At 61.8% G+C, this 16249-nt stretch carries 15 protein-coding genes; 10 read left to right on the top strand and 5 right to left on the bottom strand.

Annotated elements, in window-relative coordinates; translation table 11 throughout:
* Positions 1 to 18 precede the first annotated feature (18 nt).
* Positions 19 to 882 carry an MBL fold metallo-hydrolase gene (locus tag HZ99_RS06105; RefSeq protein ID WP_038441843.1) on the bottom strand — a complete coding sequence of 288 codons (864 nt, stop codon included), beginning with the start codon at positions 880 to 882 and terminating at the stop codon, positions 19 to 21.
* A 94-nt stretch (positions 883 to 976) separates the two neighbouring features.
* Here HZ99_RS06105 and HZ99_RS06100 point away from each other — a divergent pair, with 94 nt between their 5' ends.
* The 9 genes from HZ99_RS06100 (at position 977) to HZ99_RS06060 (ending at position 11373) form a co-directional block, all read left to right on the top strand.
* Positions 977 to 1312: an ArsR/SmtB family transcription factor gene (locus HZ99_RS06100; RefSeq protein WP_038441842.1), complete on the top strand. Its 336-nt coding sequence runs from the start codon at positions 977 to 979 to the stop codon at positions 1310 to 1312.
* A 54-nt stretch (positions 1313 to 1366) separates the two neighbouring features.
* Entirely contained in the window at positions 1367 to 2611 is a 1245-nt protein-coding gene (locus HZ99_RS06095) for an NAD(P)/FAD-dependent oxidoreductase (protein WP_038441841.1), read from the top strand.
* 9 nt (positions 2612 to 2620) lie between these two features.
* Positions 2621 to 3433 carry a sulfite exporter TauE/SafE family protein gene (locus tag HZ99_RS06090; protein ID WP_038441840.1) on the top strand — a complete coding sequence of 271 codons (813 nt, stop codon included), beginning with the start codon at positions 2621 to 2623 and terminating at the stop codon, positions 3431 to 3433.
* Positions 3434 to 3707: 274 nt separating this feature from the next.
* Entirely contained in the window at positions 3708 to 3863 is a 156-nt protein-coding gene (locus HZ99_RS28890) for a hypothetical protein (protein ID WP_158484053.1), read from the top strand.
* Between the two features lie 133 nt (positions 3864 to 3996).
* Positions 3997 to 5664, top strand: coding sequence for an esterase/lipase family protein (locus HZ99_RS06080; protein ID WP_235205567.1), 1668 nt, complete (start codon positions 3997 to 3999; stop codon positions 5662 to 5664).
* Positions 5652 to 6830: a T6SS immunity protein Tli4 family protein gene (locus HZ99_RS06075; protein WP_051903085.1), complete on the top strand. Its 1179-nt coding sequence runs from the start codon at positions 5652 to 5654 to the stop codon at positions 6828 to 6830. Before HZ99_RS06080 ends, HZ99_RS06075 begins: the two co-directional genes overlap by 13 nt.
* A 73-nt stretch (positions 6831 to 6903) precedes the next feature.
* The gene (locus tag HZ99_RS06070; protein WP_038441837.1) at positions 6904 to 8382 is read left to right on the top strand and encodes a DASS family sodium-coupled anion symporter; all 1479 of its coding nucleotides are present in this window, start codon (positions 6904 to 6906) and stop codon (positions 8380 to 8382) included.
* 181 nt (positions 8383 to 8563) lie between these two features.
* Complete coding sequence (locus HZ99_RS06065; protein WP_038441836.1) at positions 8564 to 10225, top strand: MFS transporter; 1662 nt, start codon at positions 8564 to 8566, stop codon at positions 10223 to 10225.
* The gene (locus HZ99_RS06060) at positions 10222 to 11373 is read left to right on the top strand and encodes an HlyD family secretion protein (protein ID WP_038441835.1); all 1152 of its coding nucleotides are present in this window, start codon (positions 10222 to 10224) and stop codon (positions 11371 to 11373) included. The genes HZ99_RS06065 and HZ99_RS06060 overlap by 4 nt, the downstream gene beginning before the upstream one ends.
* A 71-nt stretch (positions 11374 to 11444) precedes the next feature.
* Here HZ99_RS06060 and copD read toward each other — a convergent pair whose 3' ends face one another.
* Together copD and copC are read right to left on the bottom strand one after the other, a co-directional pair.
* On the bottom strand, positions 11445 to 12302 hold the full coding sequence (gene copD / locus HZ99_RS06055) for a copper homeostasis membrane protein CopD (protein WP_038441834.1): 858 nt from the start codon (positions 12300 to 12302) through the stop codon (positions 11445 to 11447).
* 3 nt (positions 12303 to 12305) lie between these two features.
* A complete protein-coding gene (gene copC / locus HZ99_RS06050; protein WP_038441833.1) occupies positions 12306 to 12671 on the bottom strand; it encodes a copper homeostasis periplasmic binding protein CopC in 366 nt (121 codons plus the stop codon).
* A 115-nt stretch (positions 12672 to 12786) separates the two neighbouring features.
* Between copC and HZ99_RS06045 the strand changes: the two genes are divergently transcribed.
* Complete coding sequence (locus tag HZ99_RS06045) at positions 12787 to 13407, top strand: TetR/AcrR family transcriptional regulator (protein WP_038441832.1); 621 nt, start codon at positions 12787 to 12789, stop codon at positions 13405 to 13407.
* 111 nt (positions 13408 to 13518) lie between these two features.
* Here the strand turns inward: HZ99_RS06045 and preA are convergent, their stop codons facing one another.
* On the bottom strand, positions 13519 to 14793 hold the full coding sequence (gene preA, locus HZ99_RS06040) for an NAD-dependent dihydropyrimidine dehydrogenase subunit PreA (RefSeq protein WP_038441831.1): 1275 nt from the start codon (positions 14791 to 14793) through the stop codon (positions 13519 to 13521).
* Positions 14794 to 16161 (bottom strand): NAD(P)-dependent oxidoreductase, encoded by a 1368-nt coding sequence (locus HZ99_RS06035; protein ID WP_038441830.1) that lies wholly within the window; start codon positions 16159 to 16161, stop codon positions 14794 to 14796. It abuts the gene before it with no gap.
* Between the last annotated feature and the right edge of the window lie 88 nt (positions 16162 to 16249).

The raw sequence follows: 16249 nt of genomic DNA, 5'->3' as shown, positions 1-16249 counted from the left end.
CCTACAAAGGTCTGTGTTTCACAGTTGGTTGAGGGGGATCTTCAGGTAGGTCACGCCATTGTCTTCCGCCGGTGGCATATTCCCCGCCCGCACGTTCACCTGGATCGCCGGCAACAACAGGGTCGGCATCCCAAGCCCGGCATCCCGCTTGGTGCGCATCTGCACAAACGCCGCCTCATCCACCCCGTCATGCACATGAATGTTGCCCGCGCGTTGCTCGGCCACGGTGGTCAGGCACTTGGCCTCACGGCCTTGCGGCGGGTAGTCGTGGCATACATACAGCTGCGTGTCGCCGGGAAAAGCCAGCAACTTGCGCATCGAGCCATACAACTGGTGCGCATCGCCGCCAGGGAAGTCGCAGCGGGCGGTGCCGACGTCGGGCATGAACAGGGTGTCGCCGACCAGGATCAAGCGGTCGTCGATCAGGTAGGCCATGTCCGCCGGGGTATGGCCGGGCACATGCAGGGCCTGGGCCTTGAGGTTGCCGATGTGGAACACCTCGTCGGGGGCGAACAGGTGGTCGAACTGCGAACCGTCGGCACGAAACGCCGGCTCCAGGTTGAACAGATTCTTGAATACGCCCTGCACCTGGCTGATGGACTGGCCGATGGCAATCTTGCCACCCAGGGTACGGCGCAGGTAGGGCGCGGCGGACAGGTGATCGGCGTGGGCGTGGGTTTCCAGCAGCCATTGCACCTGCAGGCGATGGGCTTGGACAAACGCGACCAACTGCTCAGCCTGGCGCGTGTCGGTGCGCCCGGACGCCGGGTCGTAATTGAGTACCGAGTCAACAATGGCACACGGGCCGCCGTCTGCTTCATAGACGATGTAGGTCCAGGTCGACGAGGCCTCGTCCAGGAAGGGTTGAATCAGCGCAGGCATGACGGCGGTCCCTGATGGTTAAAAAAAGGCGTGATATTCACTTTACGTTTAAACATAATGTTTTGAGCTTAAGTGAGACAAAGGACCGAGGCAAATGGAATCCTGTTTGAGTGAAGGTGAAGTCGCCCGGTTGCGAGCGTCTGCGTCCAAGGCTTGCACCTTGCTCAAGGCCCTGGCCAATGAGGACCGGTTGTTGATCCTCTGCCAGCTGACCCAGGGCGAGCGCAATGTCGGGGAGCTGGAAACCATGACCGGCGTGCGCCAGCCGACGTTGTCCCAGCAACTGGGGATCCTGCGTGACGAGGGGTTGGTGGCGACCCGTCGTGAAAGCAAGTACATCTTTTACGGGTTGGCCAGCCACGAAGTGATTCAAGTGATGAAAACCCTCTCCGGGCTGTACTGTGGGGCGGTGATAAAAAGCTGGGCGTGACGCCATACGGCAGCGACCCTTGTGTGCATTGTTTCAATAAGAAAGGCCAGGACTATGAACGACCAACACTGGGGACCGACCATCAGTGGCGACATCGTGGTCATCGGCGGCGGCTCGGCAGGCATCGGCCTGCTGGCCAGCCTGCTCAAGCGCGACCCGCAGCTCAATATCATCCTGATCGAACCCAGCGCCGAGCATTACTATCAGCCCGCCTGGACCCTGGTGGGCGGCGGCGCCCATGACATCCGCAAGACCATGCGGCCCATGGCCCGGGTACTGCCCGACGGCGTGACCTGGGTCCAGGCGGCAGTCAGCCAGTTGCTGCCCGACGAGCAGGCCCTGCTGCTCGACAGCGGCCAGCGCGTGACGTGGAACAACCTCATCGTCTGCCCCGGCCTGCGCCTGGCCTGGGAGAAAATCGAAGGCCTGGAGCAGACCCTGGGCCATAACGGCGTCACCTCCAACTACAGCTACCAGCACGCGGCCTACACCTGGCAATTGGTGCAGCAGCTCAAGGGCGGCAAGGCGATCTTCACCCAGCCGGCCATGCCGATCAAATGTGCGGGGGCGCCGCAAAAGGCCATGTACCTGTCTTGCGATCATTGGCTCAAGCAAGGTGACCTGGACAACATCGACGTCGAATTCAACCTGGCCGGCGCCGCGTTGTTTGGCGTGGCGACCTTCGTCCCGCCGTTGATGAACTACGTCGAGAAATACGGCGCGCGATTGGCCTTCAATGCCAACCTGATCAAGGTCGATGGCCCGGCGCGCAAGGCCTGGTTCGAGGTCAAGGATGCCGAGGGCACTGTGCGCGTCGAGGAAAAAACCTTCGACATGCTGCACGTCGTGCCGCCGCAAGTGGCCCCGGACTTTATCCGCCACAGCCTGCTGGCCGACGCCGCCGGCTGGTGTGAGGTCGACCCCCACAGCCTGCAACAGGTGCGTTACCCGCACATCTTCGCCCTCGGCGATGTGTGTTCTACCAGCAACGCCAAGACGGCTGCGGCAGTGCGTAAGCAAATCGTGGTGGTGGCCGAGAATCTGCTGGCCCTGCGCAAACAGGCGCCGTTGCCGCTCAAGTACGACGGCTATGGCTCCTGCCCGCTGACGGTAGAGAAGGGCAAGGTGGTGCTGGCCGAGTTCGGTTATGGCGGCCGGCTGTTGCCGACCTTTCCCCTGGACCCAACCGTGGCACGGCGCTCGGCGTGGTTCTTGAAGGCGACGCTGCTGCCGTGGTTCTACTGGAACGGCATGCTCAAGGGGCGCGAATGGCTGACCCGCCTGGCCAGGGTGGAGTGAGATAAGCCTATGCTGCTGGCAAGTTTTTTTGGCGTGATGATGGGCCTGGTCATGGGCTTGACCGGTGCCGGGGGCGGGATTCTCGGGGTCCCGGCGTTGGTGCTGGGGCTGGGCTTGACCATGACTGAAGCGGCGCCGGTGTCGTTGTTTGCGGTAGGCGCGGCGGCGGCTGTGGGGGCGCTGGATGGGTTTCGCCATGGCCTGGTGCGTTACCGCGCGGCGTTGCTGATCGCGTTGCTCGGCGCGCTGTTCTCACCGTTGGGGGTGTTCTTCGCCCATCAACTGCCGGACAAGATCCTGATGGGCCTGTTCAGCGCGCTGATGGTGCTGGTGGCCTGGCGCATGCTGCGGCGCGAGAAGGTCGAGGCCGGCCCCAGCGACCATGGCGCCGCGTCCTGGGGGCAAAAGAACTGCATGCTCGACCAGCAGACCGGGCGTTTTTCCTGGACCGCCAAATGCACCGCGACCCTGGCCGCCCTGGGCGCGGTAACCGGCGCGGTGTCCGGCTTGCTGGGCGTGGGCGGCGGCTTTCTGATCGTGCCGGCGTTCAAGCAACTGACCGATGTACAGATGCGTGGGATTGTCGCCACTTCGCTGATGGTGATCAGCCTTATCTCCCTGATTGGCGTGGTCGGTGCGTTCCATGCCGGGGTGGTGATCGACACCCTGGGCTGGATGTTTATTGGTGCCAGCATCGTCGGCATGCTTGCCGGTCGGCGCCTGAGTGCGCGGGTGCCGGCGCGGGCCTTGCAAATCGGCTTTGCCAGCCTGTGTGTCGTGGTGGCAGCCGGGATGCTATTCAACGCCTTCCAACCCCTGTAGGCGCTCACCGGGTAACCAACGCATTGGGCTGCGTAGCAGTCGCCTTTTTGGGCACCCCAGCGCTCGCTGGGTGTGCCTCCCTGAAGAATAGGATGTCGCTGTAAGACGCTGGTTGATTGGCTGGATGATGCTTCCTTTTCGTTCCTGATTCCCCCTTGCAAGGGTTGCGGCGCAATAGTGTGCCGCCGTTTTATTTCTGTGCCCCGGATTCTTTTCCTTCGTTGCGTTTGTCGAGGGGAAAGCAATCCTCAGTCGCAGAATAAAAGGACCCCCTATGAGCGTCTCCCGGCCTTGTGCCTATCTTCCTGTCGAGACTTATCGATCCATCGTGCCCAATACCACCCGCCTGCGCGGCCAGATCATCCTGGGCGAACAACCTGAGTGGGTACCCCACTGGAATGGCTCTATAGCGGAGAGTCTCCATGGTTGATAACCCCTTGAAGCGTCGTGTGGCGCCTTTGTCCTATAACGCCAGGGGCAACCCGGTGCATACCTGGACCCTGACCCCCAGCCATATCACTGACCCGGTGATTTGCATGTTGCCGCCGGACGGGATACTGCCGGTGATTTTTGTGCCGGGGATCATGGGGTCGAATTTGAAGAGTAAGCCGGAGGAGGAGAAGGAAAAGAAAAACAAAAACAAAAAAGCGGTTCCCGTCTGGCGATTGGATGCGGGGTTCCTGGGCAAGAATATGTGGTTGGCGAAAAACTGGGTATTCAAAACGGCAGGCGAGCGTCAAAAAATCCTGCATCCGCTGCGTGCGCAGGTTGATGAAGACGGTGCGGTACCCAAGCGTGCCGTAGGCACGGTCCTCGTCAAGCCTGAGCAGGACAAGAAGAGTGCAGCCTTGGCCTTGGCCAAACGCTACAAAGAGCGCGGTTGGGGCGAGGTCAGCGAAACCAGTTATCACGGGTTTCTGCTTTGGCTGGAGGAAACCCTCAATAGTGAGTTCCTGCCTCACAAATGGCCACAATTCGATATCAAGCCCGAGCACCTGCATACCCTGGCCGTCGGGCCTGAGCCGATTCATATCACCAAGTTGAAACCCGAAATACCCATCGCCATGCCTGGGCTGGGCGCCGACCTGGGCCGTCAGTTGCCGCCGCTGGTTTCCGATGAGTTACTGGCGCGATCCGGTTACCGCATGCCGGTGCACGCCTGCGGCTACAACTGGCTGGACTCCAACGAACTTGCTGCGTCAAGGCTGGCCGAGCGCATTGATGAGCTGATGCGGCAGTACGGTCGCAATTGTCAGCAGGTCATTCTGGTGACGCATTCCATGGGCGGGCTGGTGGCAAGGCGATGTGCGCAACTGCCGGGCATGGCGGACAAAATTGCCGGTGTGGTCCACGGCGTGATGCCAGCCACGGGCGCACCGGTCGCTTATCGTCGTTGCAAAGTGGGCATGAGCGACGAGGACCCTATTGCCGGTGCGGTCATTGGTCCGAGCGGCCAGGAAGTGACTGCCGTGTTTGCACAGGCGCCCGGCGCCCTGCAATTACTGCCCACCCAAGAGTATGCGCCGGGTTGGTTGAGGCTGGTCGATGAGCGGGGTGTTTCAGCCATGCCACGCCAGCCGGTCAAAGATCCTTACGATGAGATTTACCTACAGCGTGACCGTTGGTGGGGGTTGCTGCGTGAGGAGTGGTTGGCGCCGAAGGGTGGGGATCCGATTACGTGGGAGACATTTGCGAAAAATATAAAAAAAGCAAAAAGCTTCCACTTGTGCATTGCTGGTGCATACCACCCCCAAACCTATGTCTACTACGGTAGCGACGAAAAACACCCCAGCTTCGAATCCATCACCTGGAAAATGCTGCGCGGGTCGCGCCTCAATGGTCCCTACGCCTCCAGCCCTGATGCCTTCACCGTGTCCAGCTTGCAGATGCATGAGGTGCGCGACGATGGGCGCAGCCCGTTGTATGTGGGGGGGCGAGCCGAAGCCGTGCCACCTCCACGGGGAGATCCCGATGGGGTGGTCAAGACCGTGCAGACCAGCTATTGGGAACTGCATTGCCAAATGCAAGATGGATCGGGTGACGGCACCGTTCCGGTAAGTTCCGGCAGCGCGCCGGTCAAGCGGGCGCGTTACGACTCGATCCGCCAGCAAATCAAGGCACCCGGCTTCGATCATGAGGCGTCCTACGCCAATCCGTTAACACAGCAATTCACCCTCTACTCCCTGATCAAGATTGCGGCGACCGCCAAGAGGCCCCTATGCGTGAACTGATCGCGTTTGCAATGAGCCTGGCGTTCGGGCTTCTCAGCGGTTGCGCCGCTTTCAAACAACCCAGTGAACAGGAGAAACACACCGTGTACGAACTGACCAGCAACATGCGCACCTGGGCGCTGGGCCGTGGCCTGATCGACTTGCCTGCAAGCTGGAGTGGAGGCGGGGATGTGAAGCTCTACTACGGGCTGGGGGCTGATCATTCATCCGTTGAGGTGCGTGTGTGGGGCGAGGGTGTGACGCAGCAACGTTTTGATGCGGCCTTGCGCGAACGCGCCGGTCGTATCGCGGCAGTCAAGAATGATGAGATGAACGGTGTTCCCATGCTGGTTTCAGCCACAGCTGAGACACAGCAAAGTGTCATGTTGCAGTACTACATGCGTAAAACCCGGCGCCAGACCTTTGTTCACGAACTCCACCTTCTGATTGATGATGTCTACGTCATGCTTCGTGCCGACTCATTTAAAGGCAATACCCGCCCCGTGGAAGCCCGCCTACTCAAGCTGGCGAGTGAAATCTTCAAAGTGTCCCCCGAAAACGCAGGCGCGGGGTTTGCGCTTGGACCTATCGTAATCCGAAGCCATCACGATCAAGAAATTGCCAGCTTCGAGTTCAGTCCACCTGCCTCTGATGTGTCGTTGGAGGTGTATGTCAACGCGCTGTCACCTAGTCAGACCCAAAGCATAAAGACCCGGGGCGAGGAAGGGGCGCGGGTTTTCCTTGCCGGGGATTATGAAAACCTGCGATCGAACAAAATCACGCTTGCCGGAATGTCGGCGGAAGAATCCTTGATTGGTTTCAGTGACGATACCCACCGTCAAATACTGTTCGGGGCCGAGAACTATCGCGACAATCCCTCCCTGGCCCGTCCAAGCATGAACTTTCGGCTGTCGGCAGGCGGCATGAAAGCGGAGCCGGTTGACCCCGACGAACCCGAGGACCTGGTGCGCTGGGCCCTTCCCGAATTTGCCCGTAAAGGCTACGACCTACCGCTTTGGCAGAGACCTGCCACACCCGCCCCGGTCAACCCTTCGCTCACCGACTACGAAGCCATGGCCGTGTGGGACGCGATCCTAAAGTCCGTGCGCATCCGCTACAACGCCGTCGCGCCTAAGCCCGATCCCTGGGCTGGAGACCCCGGCAGGTCAAAACTGCCTGTGCCTTGATACCTGTCAAGACCCGCCGCGACGCTTTGCCTCATGCTGCTGGCCTTGATTGTCATGGCCGCCGGAGATTTCCATGAGTGCCCCCGCAACACCTGCTGTTTCCTTCAAACTGCCCATGGGCCTGGTGATCGCCGTGCTGGTGATGGTCGGCGTACTGCTGTTGCCACTGCCCGCCGACTTGCCGGTCGCCGGCCAGCAGATGCTGGCGATCCTGGCCTTTGCCGTGGTGGTGTGGATCACCGAAGCGGTGTCCTACGAGGCCAGTGCGATCATGATTACCTCGTTGATGGCCTTTCTGCTGGGGACCGCACCGTCCCTGCAGGACCCGACGCACCTGATCGGTTCCAGCCCGGCCATCAGCATGGCGCTCACCGGCTTTGCCAACCCGGCCCTGGCCCTGGTGGCCGGTGCGTTGTTCATTGCTGCGGCCATGACCCACACCGGCCTGGACCGGCGCATCGCCCTGGTCACCCTGACCCGGGTTGGCACCAGCACCCGCGGGATTCTGGTGGGAGCGATTGCGGTCACCCTCCTGCTCAGCCTGGTAGTGCCCAGCGCCACGGCCCGCAGTGCTTGCGTGGTGCCGATCATGATGGGGGTGATTGCCGCGTTTGGCGTGGACAAGCGCTCGAATATCGCTGCCGGGATCATGATAGTCGTGGCCCAGGGCACCAGTATCTGGAACGTCGGGATCCAGACCGCTGCGGCGCAGAACCTTCTGACCGTGGGTTTTATGGACAAGATGCTTGGCCTGCGTGTGTCGTGGATCGACTGGCTGATCGCCGGGGCGCCGTGGGCGCTGATCATGTCGGCGGTGCTGCTGTTCCTCGTGCTCAAGTTGCTGCCACCGGAAAGCAACAGCATTCCCGGCGGCAAGGAAGCGGTGGCGCAATCCCTGGCCGATATCGGCCCCATGACCGGGCCGCAGAAACGCTTGCTGACGGTCTCGGTATTGCTGCTGCTGGCCTGGGCCACGGAAGGGCGCCTGCACAGCTTCGACACCACCTCTACCACTTACGCCGGCCTGGTCTTGCTGCTGCTGCCGGGGATTGGGGTCATGACCTGGAAGGACGTGCAGTCGCGCATTCCGTGGGGCACGGTGATTGTGTTCGGCGTGGGCATCAGCCTGGGCACGGCATTGCTGACCACCCAGGCCGGGCAATGGCTGGGCGCGCAGGTGGTGGGGCATACCGGCCTGGATCAACTGGGGCCGCTGGGCGTGTTTGCGATCCTTGGCGCATTCCTGATTGTGATCCACCTGGGCTTTGCCAGCGCCACCGCGTTGACCTCGGCCTTGCTGCCGATCCTGATTGCCGTGCTGCAAACCCTGCCGGGAGATTTCAGCCGGTTGGGCATGACCATGCTGTTGGGGTTTGTGGTCAGTTACGGCTTTATCCTGCCGATCAACGCGCCGCAGAACATGGTGTGCCTGGGCACTGGCACCTTTACCGCACGGCAGTTTGCCAAGGTGGGCCTGCTGGTGACCTTGATCGGCTACCTGTTGATGCTGGTCTTCGCCGCTACCTATTGGAGCTGGCTCGGCTGGATCTGACGCTTCTTCGTAGGAGCCGGCTTGCCGGCGATGGCATCACCTCGGTGTAACTGATTGATCGAGGTGATGCCATTGCGGGCAAGCCAGCGCCTACAAAAGTGACAAGATGAACTTAGCTCAGGTCTACTACTCTCTGAGTCATGGTTTTACCGGCCTTGTGCGTCGGTCATCAAGGTCACGAATGGATAAATACGCCCCTCACGCCTGGCAACCCCACGAACGCCCGAATTTGCCGGGGTCGCCGTCCACTCCCGATCATCCCCCGCTCAAACGCTGGGCCTTTGCTCTGGTCGGCGTACTGGTGGCCCTCACCGGTGGCCTGGGCAATGCGCTGGTGATCGCCAACCTGCCTTATCTGCAAGGGGCATTGGGCGCGACCACTGCCGAAATGGCCTGGCTGCCCGCAGCCTATGTGATGACCAACGTCTCGATGAACCTGCTGCTGGTGAAGTTCCGCCAACAGTTCGGCCTGCGCGCGTTTACCGAAGTGTTCCTGATGCTGTACGCGCTGGTGACCTTCGGCCACTTGTTCGTCAATGATCTGAGTTCCGCGATTGCCGTGCGGGCGGCCCACGGTATGGTGGGCGCGGCCCTCAGTTCCCTGGGTTTGTACTATATGGTGCAGGCGTTCCCCGCGAAGTGGCGCCTCAAGGCGCTGGTGCTGGGCTTGGGTACTGCGCAATTGGCCTTGCCCCTGGCACGACTGTTCTCCGAGGACCTGCTGCAAATTGCCGAGTGGCGCGGCCTGTATCTGTTTGAGCTGGGCATGGCACTGACCTGCCTGGGCTGTGTGTTCCTGCTCAAGTTGCCGCCGGGCGACCGCTTCAAGACCTTTGAAAAACTCGACTTCCTGACCTTCGCCTTGCTCGCCTCGGGTGTGGCGTTGCTTTGCGCGGTGCTGTCCCTGGGGCGTATCGATTGGTGGCTGGAAGCACCGTGGATTGGCATTGCGTCAGCCTGTTCGCTGGTGTTGATCATGGCTGGGCTGGCCATCGAGCATAACCGCACCAACCCGTTGCTGATGACCCGCTGGCTGGGCGGCGGAGTGATGATCCGCCTGGCCCTGGCGGTGATCCTGATCCGCATGGTGCTGTCCGAGCAGTCCACCGGCGCAGTGGGCTTTTTGCAGGCGTTGAACATGAGCAGCGAGCAGATGCGCACCTTGTACCTGGTGATGCTGCTGGGGGCGATCAGTGGCCTGGTGGTCAGCGCCCTGACCATCAACCCGGCGCACTTGCTGATGCCGCTGGTGATTTCCCTGGCCCTGATGGCCACCGGCTCCGTGATAGACAGCTTCTCCAGCAACCTGACCCGGCCGCAGAACATGTACCTGAGCCAGTTTTTGCTGGGCTTTGGCGGTACGTTCTTCCTCGGGCCGACCATGGTCCTGGGCATGCGCAATGTGCTGACCAACCCGCGCAACCTCGTGAGTTTTTCGGTGCTGTTCGGTATCTGCCAGAACCTTGGCGGGCTGATGGGCGCGGCCTTGCTCGGTACATTCCAGAGCGTGCGTGAGAAGTTCCACTCCAGCAGGATTGTCGAACACCTGACGCTGCTGGACCCGCGCGTGGCGGCCAGGGTGCAGAGCGGCGGCTCGGCCTACGGCTCGGTGATTGCCGACCCGCAACTGCAACACTTGATGGGGATTCGCAGCCTGGCCACGGCTGCCACCCGTGAAGCAAACGTGATGGCCTACAACGATGTGTTCATGCTGATCGCGATCATCGCGATGCTGACCATGTTGTGGATTTTCAGCCGCAGCCTGTGGCTCAGATGTACCACCCTGAAAGCTGCCGCCAGTGCAGCACCTTCCGTTCAACCTAGCGGCGCACTTCCTTCATGACCGAACCTACGGCTACCACCACGACCACCAATGCCATTGCTGCCACCCCGGAAGGCACCACGCCCCCCGGAGCCACGGTCACCGCACAACGCTCGCTGGGCGTGCGCATCATTTCGTCCCTGGGCTTTGCCGCGATTGCGATCGTCGGCGTGTTGATCGTGTTGTATGCCTGGCAATTGCCGCCATTTAGCAGTGCTGTGGAAACCACCGAAAACGCGCTGGTGCGCGGCCAGGTGACGATCATCGGCCCGCAGCTGAGCGGTTATGTGTTCGAGGTGCCGGTGCAGGACTTCCAGTACGTCAAGGCCGGGGATTTGCTGGTGCGTCTCGACGACCGCATCTACAAGCAGCGCCTGGACCAGGCCCAGGCACAATTGGCGGTGCAGCGGGCATCCCTGGCCAACGTGGTGCAACAGCGCAACAGCGCCGAGGCGACCATTAAGTTGCGCCAGGCCGCCCTGGTCGACAGCCAGGCCCAGGCGCGTAAAAGCACCGCCGACCTGCGTCGCAACGAAGAGCTGATCAGCGATGGCTCGGTGTCCCGCCGCGAGCTGGACGTGACCCGCGCCGCCAACGCGCAGACGGTTGCCGCGGTCGCCCAGGCCCAGGCCAGCCTGGAAATCGCGCGCCAGGATTTGCAGACCGTGATCGTCAACCGCGGCTCACTGGAAGCTGCCGTCGCCAGCGCCGAGGCGGCGGTGGAACTGGCGCGGATCGACCTGTCCAACACCCGCGTGCTGGCGCCGCGGGATGGCCAACTGGGGCAGATTGGCGTGCGCCTGGGGGCCTACGTCAACTCCGGGGCGCAGTTGATGGCACTGGTGCCGAACCAACTGTGGGTGATCGCCAATATGAAAGAGACCCAGATGGACAACGTGCAGGTGGGCCAGCCGGTGACGTTTACCGTCGATGCCCTGAACCACCGCAAGTTCCACGGCACGGTGCAACGCATCTCGCCGGCCACGGGCGCCGAGTTCAGCCTGTTGCAGGCGGACAACGCCACCGGCAACTTCGTCAAGATCGCGCAGCGGGTGCCGGTGCGCATTACGGTGGACCCGGATCAGGAGCAGAGCGAACGCCTGCGACCGGGGTTGTCGGTGGTGGTCAGCATCGACACGGCGGGCCGCTTGAAAAACAGCCCGCCCTGACCCCTTGTAGGCGCCAGTTTGAGGTCAGCGCAAGTCTTGATGGCCTCATCGCCGGCAAGCCGGCTCCTAGTTTAGGGGGGCGTGAGCATCGGTGGCAGGGTGCCCAATAGCGACACTGCAGCCACGGCGGCCAGCCCCAGCAACCATTCAAGCTTCACGCTGGCCTGCAATTGGCCCACGCGCTGCGGGCAATCCTTGATCCGCAGCCGATTGAGCAAGGCCAGGCCCAGCATTCCTGCGACCAGCAGCACCTTGATCAACAGGATCAAGGCAAAACCGCTGAACAGCGGGGTGGGCCAGAACTGCCCGGTCAGCACACGGATATTGATCAGCCCGGTGACCAGCAACCCGGCCACCAACAGGTAACCGACCCCGCTGAAGCGCCGAAGAATCGTCTCCAGTGGGTAGAGGGCCGCTTGCCGCAGGATCAACACCAACAGCAGCAACCCGCCGAGCCAGGCGCCGACGCAGAGCAGGTGCACCATCTGGTTGAACATCAGCAATTGCCCGCTCAGGCCACTGAGCATCGCGCCGTGCCCTACGGGAGCCAGGGTTGCCAGCAACAGCGCACTGAGCAGCAGGCGCAAGTGATGCCAAGGCGTCAACAGGCTCAGGATCAGCAAGCCATTGAGCAACAGGTGCAGGCTCCAGACCTGGCCGAACAAGGTCTTGGCCAACACCAACCGTACCGTTGGCAGATCCAGCGCCGCCAGTTCACTGCCGGCCATACTGGCACTGATCAACAACAGCCAGCTCACGCCAGAGCCCAGGGCCAGCCAGGCCAGCAGCCGGGTGAAGCGCGACAGCTGGCGGTCCAGGACCGGCTGCGGGCGTGTGCCCAATAACACGGGCCTGAACACACAGGCCCCGAACATCAGCAGCACAACCATAAAATGCAGGAAACGGCACAGCACCAGCAGGGTTGCCATGGGTTATTGGCCGACCTTGAAGCTGTAGCTGCCTGCGCTTTTGTGGGTATCGACCGAGACGGCCTGCCACTCGACCTTATAGGTCCCGGCGCCCAGCGGTGCGGCTGGGGTCACGACCAGGGTTTTCTTGTCCGCGTCCGGGGTTTCCAGGCCCTTGACCGCTACTTCGGTGCCGTCCTTGCTCAGGGAAACCTTGGTGAACGTGGCTTCGATACCTTCAGAGAACACCAGGCGCAGGTCAGCGGGCGCGGCGACGGTGCTGTCGACTGCCGGCATGGTGGTTTTCAGGTGGGCGTGGGCAAAGGCTGCCGAAGCCCCCAGCAGCGAGGCCAGCAAGGTCACCGTCGTCAGGGTTTTCTTGATCAACATCGTGCACTACCTATCAATGGGAGGAGCGGGCAGTGTACGAAGTTTCGCCTCAGGCTGTCGCCCCGATCTAGAGCGGATGGTAGTCTTCCAGGCATGTCGTGGTCAGGGAGCCCCTATGGGCAATCACAAGATCGGTATCCGTCGGGTCAACGTCGAGAAGATTCTGCTGGCGGCGGAAAAGGTTTTCGCCGAAAAGGGCTATGGCAGCACCGCCATGGCCGACATTGCCGAACAGGCGCAACTGCCACGCTCCAACCTGCATTACTACTTCAGCACCAAAAGCGAGTTGTACAGTGCGGTGCTGTTCGACCTGCTGGAAGTGTGGAAGCAGGATGCATTGTGCTTCGAGATGTTTGATGACCCGCGCGTAGTCCTCAGCAGCTACATCCGCGCAAAGATGCAGCATTCGCGCAGCCGTCCCTATGGCTCGAAAGTCTGGGCCAACGAAATCATCCACGGCGCGCCGACCCTCGGTGAAGCGCTGGACGCGAGCCTGTACGACTGGGCCAAGATGAAGGAAGCGAAAATCCGCCAGTGGGTGGAAGACAAACGCATCCTTGCGGTAGAGCCCTCGAGCCTGCTGTATATGATCTGGGCGTCGACCCAGCACTATGCCGACTTTGATCACCAGGTGATGATCCTCAATGACCATCAGCCGTTGTCGGATATGCAGTTCGAGCGAGCGGTGCAGACGGTGACCCGTGTGATTCTGCGGGGGATTGGCTTGGAGCCCTGAGTTTGTGGTGAGGCTGAGGGCCTCATCGCAGGCAAGCCAGCTCCCACATTTTGATTGTGTGAACCCGATCGAATGTGGGAGCTGGCTTGCCTGCGATAGCGATTTAAAAGGCTACACCGCCTCGCGGTAAGGGTTGCGCGGATCCTGAGTCCAATTCAAAAACGGCTTGCCCGTGTCCATCGGCACCATCTCGATGCAATCCGCCACCGGGCAGGTGATCTGGCACAGGTTGCAGCCCACGCATTCGTCGTCGATCACTTGGTACAGGTGGGTGCCGTCGGCCTGCTTGAGGCTGGCAATGGCCTGGTGCGAGGTGTCCTCGCAGGCAATGTGGCAGCGCCCGCAACCAATACAGGCGGCCTGGTCAATCTTGGCGATCACTTGGTAGTTGATGTCCAGGTATTTCCAGTCTGTGGTGTTGCCTACGGCGCGCCCAGAAAAATCCTGCAGGTTGCTGTAGCCCTGGCTGTCCATCCACCGCGACAGGCCATCCTTCATCTCGTCGACAATCCGAAAGCCGTGCAGCATCGCCGCCGTACACACCTGCACTGCGCCGCAGCCCAGGGCCACGAACTCTGCGGCATCGCGCCAACTGCCGATGCCGCCAATCCCACAGATCGGCAGGCCCTGGGTCTGGGGATCACGGGCGATTTCGGCGACCATGTTCAAGGCAATTGGCTTGACCGCCGAGCCGCAGTAGCCGCCGTGGGTGCTCTGGGTGCCGACCATCGGCAGGGCGACCATGCGTTCCAGATCCACACTGGTGATGGAGTTGATGGTGTTGATCAGCGACACCGCATCGGCGCCCCCGCGATAGGCGGCTCGAGCGGCCACGCGAATATCGGTGATGTTGGGTGTGAGCTTGACGATCACCGGCAGCGAGCAATAGGTCTTGCACCAGCGGGTCACCTGTTCTACATACTCCGGCACCTGGCCTACCGCCGCGCCCATGCCCCGTTCGGGCATACCGTGGGGGCAGCCGAAGTTCAGCTCGATGCCGTCGCAACCGGTGGCTTCTACCTGCGGCAGGATGTTCTTCCACGATTCTTCGACGCACGGCACCATCAGCGACACGATCAGGGCACGATCCGGCCAGTCCTTTTTCACCTGGGTGATTTCCCGCAGGTTGATTTCCAGGGAGCGGTCGGTAATCAGCTCGATGTTGTTGATGCCCAGCACTTCACGGTTGGCGCCAAAGTGCGCTGAGTAACGGGACGAGACGTTGACCGCCGCCGGGTCCTCGCCCAGGGTTTTCCAGACCACGCCACCCCAGCCGGCCTCGAAGGCGCGCACCACGTTGTAGGCTTTGTCGGTGGGCGGCGCAGAGGCCAGCCAGAACGGGTTGGGGGCTTTGATACCGGCGAACACAATCGATAGATCGGCCATTTACGCAGCTTCCACATTGAGCATGAGTTGAGCGTGCATGGCCTCGGCGGCCAGCTTGCCGTGTTGTACGGCCTGGACGGTGAGGTCCTGCCCGAGGCTGATGCAATCGCCTCCGGCATACACGCCCGGGATGCTGGTTTGCAGCTGCGCATCGACAAAGATCCGCTCGCCCTGGCGCTGCAGTTGCTGGGCCAGTGGGTCGTGCAAAGCCTGGCCATCGAAGCCTTGGCCGATGGCCTTGAAGATTGCATCCGCTGCCAGCTCGAAGGTTTCGCCGGTGGTTTGCAGGCGAGCGTTTTCCAGGCGTGTGCGGGCAAAGCGCATGCCGCGCACCTGGCCTTGGTCATCCAGCAACACGGCTTCGGGTTGGGCCCAGGTCAGCAGGCGTACCTGGTTGGCCTTGGCGATAGCCTGCTCATGGTCGGTGGCGCCCATGTCGGCAAGGCCGCGGCGGTACACCAGGTTGACGTCGCGTGCGCCCAGGCGGGCCATTTGCACGGCCATGTCGATGGCGGTGTTACCGGCACCGAGCACGATGCAGCGGTCGGCCAGGGGCAGTTGGCTGAGATCATCGGCCTGGCGCAGTTCGCGGATGTAGTCGGTAGCGGCGAGCAGGCCGGGGGCGTCCTCGTGGGGCAGGCCCAGCTGTTTGCTGGCGGCCAGGCCCAGGCCGAGGAAGACCGCATCGAATTGCTGGTGCAGGTCGTTCAGGCTCAGGTTGTCACCCAGGCGCTGGCCGTGGCGGATTTCGATGCCGCCGATCTGCAGGAGGAAATCCAGTTCCTGTTGAGCGAAGTCATCCACCAGTTTGTATTTGGCGATCCCGTATTCATTGAGGCCACCGGCCTTTTCCCGGGCTTCGAAAATCACCACGTCATGCCCATGCAAGGCACTGCGATGGGCGCAGGACAAACCTGCCGGCCCGGCACCGACCACGGCGATGCGCTTGCCGGTAGACGCGGCGCGCTGGAAGGGGTGTTGGTCAAAGTGCGCGTTGTCGATGGCGTAGCGTTGCAGCAGGCCGATCAGGACCGGTGCGCATTCTTCGCTGTGGTTGCGCACACAGGCTTGCTGGCAGAGGATTTCAGTCGGGCAGACCCGTGCGCAACTGCCGCCGAGAATGTTGGCCGAGAGAATCTTTTGCGCCGCGCCCTGGACGTTGTCGGTGTGGATATTGCGGATGAATGACGGGATATCGATCTCGCTGGGGCACGCGTTGACGCAGGGGGCGTCGTAGCAATACAGGCAACGCGAGGCTTCCAGGTGGGCCTGGCGGGCATTGAGCGGCGGGGCCAGGTCGGTGAAGTGGCTGGCGAGGGTTGCTCCGTCTTCATGGGGGTGGGGAAGGTGGTTCAGGGTCTGGATCACGGTCGTGGCCTCACGGTGATTGAGGTGCTGCCTCTGATGGGCATTGGTTTTTGTGTTGCCTGGGTTGGCCTTATCGCCGGCAAGCCAG

Origin of the sequence: Pseudomonas fluorescens, assembly GCF_000730425.1 — a bacterium.
Lineage (GTDB): Bacteria > Pseudomonadota > Gammaproteobacteria > Pseudomonadales > Pseudomonadaceae > Aquipseudomonas > Aquipseudomonas fluorescens_X.
This window is presented reverse-complemented; position numbering and strand designations above follow the sequence as displayed.

Coding starts and splice junctions, on each gene's coding strand:
- HZ99_RS06105 (WP_038441843.1), bottom strand. CDS start 882: ATGCCTGCGCTGATTCAACCCTTCCTGGACGAGGCCTCGTCGACCTGG.
- HZ99_RS06100 (WP_038441842.1), top strand. CDS start 977: ATGGAATCCTGTTTGAGTGAAGGTGAAGTCGCCCGGTTGCGAGCGTCT.
- HZ99_RS06095 (WP_038441841.1), top strand. CDS start 1,367: ATGAACGACCAACACTGGGGACCGACCATCAGTGGCGACATCGTGGTC.
- HZ99_RS06090 (WP_038441840.1), top strand. CDS start 2,621: ATGCTGCTGGCAAGTTTTTTTGGCGTGATGATGGGCCTGGTCATGGGC.
- HZ99_RS28890 (WP_158484053.1), top strand. CDS start 3,708: ATGAGCGTCTCCCGGCCTTGTGCCTATCTTCCTGTCGAGACTTATCGA.
- HZ99_RS06075 (WP_051903085.1), top strand. CDS start 5,652: ATGCGTGAACTGATCGCGTTTGCAATGAGCCTGGCGTTCGGGCTTCTC.
- HZ99_RS06070 (WP_038441837.1), top strand. CDS start 6,904: ATGAGTGCCCCCGCAACACCTGCTGTTTCCTTCAAACTGCCCATGGGC.
- HZ99_RS06065 (WP_038441836.1), top strand. CDS start 8,564: ATGGATAAATACGCCCCTCACGCCTGGCAACCCCACGAACGCCCGAAT.
- HZ99_RS06060 (WP_038441835.1), top strand. CDS start 10,222: ATGACCGAACCTACGGCTACCACCACGACCACCAATGCCATTGCTGCC.
- copD (WP_038441834.1), bottom strand. CDS start 12,302: ATGGCAACCCTGCTGGTGCTGTGCCGTTTCCTGCATTTTATGGTTGTG.
- copC (WP_038441833.1), bottom strand. CDS start 12,671: ATGTTGATCAAGAAAACCCTGACGACGGTGACCTTGCTGGCCTCGCTG.
- HZ99_RS06045 (WP_038441832.1), top strand. CDS start 12,787: ATGGGCAATCACAAGATCGGTATCCGTCGGGTCAACGTCGAGAAGATT.
- preA (WP_038441831.1), bottom strand. CDS start 14,793: ATGGCCGATCTATCGATTGTGTTCGCCGGTATCAAAGCCCCCAACCCG.